Below are 2883 nucleotides of genomic sequence, written 5' to 3' on the forward strand. Positions count from 1 at the left end.
TTGCATCGAGTAAGTCAAAAATAATCGTGGTGACATCTTGGCTTAAGTCACGGTTATTAAAAACTTCATAGGCAGTAATGGTGACATCGGTGTCACTCGGTAACAGTTTCTGTTCTTCTTCGATCAAGTCATTGATCGGTAAAAGCGTCTGTTTCACTTCCAGATGTAAAACATCCTTAAACTCTAAATTTTCATCTTCAAGTTCTAACAGCTGCTCGTTAAAATAGGGCAATAGAATAGAATGGAGATAAGGTTGAATCTCAACAATATCAAAGATTTCGATATCACGAGTTTCTTCAATCGTACTGATGTGGTCATTTACTTCGATTAAGATATGGTAGTAACTCACATTCGTCTCCAAAGCTTCTAGTGGATATTCAATTATTTACAATAACACGAACCCGAGTCAAGATGTGCTGTGATTGTATTTCATACACATATTAAAATTAGGGGATTTTTTTAGTAATTCATCATTTCAACGGGCATTAAACAATGCAATATCGGCACTTTGTAAACGGAAATGCTGCATATCTTGCTCTTCTAGCATTGGGTACATCAGGGCTTTCGGATCATTATGATGTTTCATTCCGAGGGCATGGCCAAATTCATGCGCTAAAGTCAGACGTAAGTCTTCTTTGGACTCAAACTCATAAATATGAATTTCACGCCCATTGAACAGTCCTTTATCAAATAGACGGGGTTGAAAGCGCTGGTTGAATTGGTCAATCGCGAGATTATGACCTTGATCTAAACGGTTCAGCTCATCTACTTTTTGGTTGTAGGCATTCACTTGCAGGTTAAAGCTGGCAATTTGTTGGTCTAAAACGTGTTGCTGTTGACGCAGCTGCGCCAAACTTTGTTGCACGGTAGCTTGCTGCGAAGCAGGAACTCCGCCGTGCTGGTTATACTGACGGATCATGGCATTATAGTTTTGGCTAAGGTCTTGTAGACTCTGTTTTTGCACATCTAAGGCCCCTGAGTGACGTGCCAGATTTTGTTGCATGGCTTTGAGTTCAGTATTCTTCTGACTCAGCCCTTGTTCATTTTGTGTCAGTTTAGACAGTTGATCACGGCGCTGTACCGACTCATCTTGACGCTGGTCATAAATGAGTCGAATACTGAGCCGAGCATTGGGGTCATAGACAAAGTAGTCTTGGCCCAAACCCTGCTTCCAAATATCCGTGGCTTGCTGGCTAATGTACTTTAACTCATGTTCACTAAGACCAAAACGCGGATCGACTTCCGCAATACGATAGCGAATACGCTGATCGAAAGGATGGGTGAGCCGATCCAGCAGTGGATTGAGACGCAGCTGGGGCTGTTGTATATTTTGATACAGAATGAACCCTAAAAAGCCCAGTAAAGCAAACAAGAGACTTTGACGCATATTTCTTCATATATCTTTATTTTTAGCTACTTTAGCGTAAAAAATACCTTTGCAACATAAAAAATGCGTCTTCTCTGGGGGCTTAAATTATCCCCAGTGCTGTTAGACTTTGTTTGACCAGTTGCTCACGCACGCTGGCTGAAATTCCTGTTTTCATCTGCATATTCAAAGCAAAATACACTTTTTCACCTGTTGCTGTTTCGACCCAGCCTGTCCACCAGCCCACTTGCGGTTCTAGGTCCATGCCCCAACCAGATTTGGCGTAGAGTTTATAATTCGGTTTTTGTTCAATCAGCAACATGTCTTGTACTGCATGTTGTACATCGGGTTTAAAAGCGAGTTGTGTATTGGCCAGTTTCTCCACAAAAAGGACTTCTTGAACAGGCGTAATTTGCAGTGGACCGACTAACCAAAAATTATCGACAACGGTGCCAATCTGTTGATTGCCATATCCAATGCGCTGTACTTCTTTTTGCATTAGGTCTAGGCCAATGCGCCGTGCAAGCTCCTGATAAACGGGAACGGCAGATGCTTGCATGGCTTGCCCTAAAGTCATGTCTTTTTCCCAGGCAGGGAAACTACGCTTTTGACCATCCCATTTAAACACCTCGGTGCTGGTTGCTTTACCATGCTCTAGTCCGATTAAGGCATTCAGCATTTTAAAGGTAGAGGCAGGTACATAGGGTGTCTGGGCGCGGCTCAAGTCATTGCCGTAGCTGTGTAAGCCATGTTTATCCTTAATGACAATCACCCCAGTGGTTTGGAGTTGATTGAAGGCTTGTTGGATCTGCTGCTGCGCGCTTTGCTGATGTTGGTTTTTAGCTGTTTCTACGGAGGGGCTTATTGTGGTACATGCAGAACCGAAGGTAGCAATGAGGGCGATGAGGCACAACTCTACAGTTTTCATTGAAGGCTGAGATCTAAATTTTTTTATCATCCTAATGTAAAAGTGGAATGTGAAACAACAATATTTAGGTAATAAAAAACCGCGCTTTAGCGCGGTTTTTTATTACAGAGACAAATTATTTTTTGTCATCTTTTACTTCAGTGAACTCAGCATCTACAACGCCATCGTCCGCTTTTTGTTGTTGACCAGCGTCACCACCGAATGCATTCGGGTCGAACCCTTCAGCACCGCCTTGACCTTGCGCAGCTTCATAAGCGCGTTGCGTGATCGGCATGATGATGTTTTGAAGTGCTTCAGTTTTCGCTTTGATGTCTTCTACATCATTTTCTTTAGTTGAAGTTTCAAGCTCAGCGACTGCAGTTTCAACAGCAGTTTTTTCGTCAGCAGTTACTTGCTCGCCTAGATCTTTCACTGCTTTTTGAGCAGAAGATACCAATGCATCCGCTTCGTTACGTGCTTTCGCAAGTTCTTCGAACTTACGGTCTTCTTCAGCATTCGCTTCAGCATCTTTGATCATTGCTTCGATTTCAGCATCAGACAAACCTGAGTTTGCTTTAATCTGGATTGATTGCTCTTTACCAGTGCTCTT

At 42.7% G+C, this 2883-nt stretch carries 4 protein-coding genes; all 4 read right to left on the minus strand.

The features are described 5' to 3' along the window. Nucleotides 1–361: hypothetical protein (locus HX743_RS15775; RefSeq protein WP_178319652.1), on the minus strand; the 361-nt coding region annotated here is incomplete at its 3' end. A 114-nt stretch (nucleotides 362–475) separates the two neighbouring features. Further along, nucleotides 476–1387, minus strand: coding sequence for a matrixin family metalloprotease (locus tag HX743_RS15780; RefSeq protein ID WP_148825231.1), 912 nt, complete (start codon nucleotides 1385–1387; stop codon nucleotides 476–478). Nucleotides 1388–1469: 82 nt separating this feature from the next. Continuing rightward, the gene (gene blaOXA, locus HX743_RS15785) at nucleotides 1470–2294 is read right to left on the minus strand and encodes an OXA-211 family carbapenem-hydrolyzing class D beta-lactamase (protein WP_148825233.1); all 825 of its coding nucleotides are present in this window, start codon (nucleotides 2292–2294) and stop codon (nucleotides 1470–1472) included. A 115-nt stretch (nucleotides 2295–2409) separates the two neighbouring features. After that, a partial coding sequence (locus tag HX743_RS15790) for an Hsp70 family protein (RefSeq protein ID WP_178319653.1) occupies nucleotides 2410–2883 on the minus strand: 474 nt, incomplete at its 5' end.

The organism is Acinetobacter sp. Swhac1 (assembly GCF_013390985.1).
Lineage (GTDB): Bacteria > Pseudomonadota > Gammaproteobacteria > Pseudomonadales > Moraxellaceae > Acinetobacter > Acinetobacter towneri.

What these genes read in the sequence shown, in the direction of transcription:
- blaOXA (WP_148825233.1), bottom strand. Translation starts at nt 2,294, where the DNA reads ATGAAAACTGTAGAGTTGTGCCTCATCGCCCTCATTGCTACCTTCGGT.
- HX743_RS15780 (WP_148825231.1), bottom strand. Translation starts at nt 1,387, where the DNA reads ATGCGTCAAAGTCTCTTGTTTGCTTTACTGGGCTTTTTAGGGTTCATT.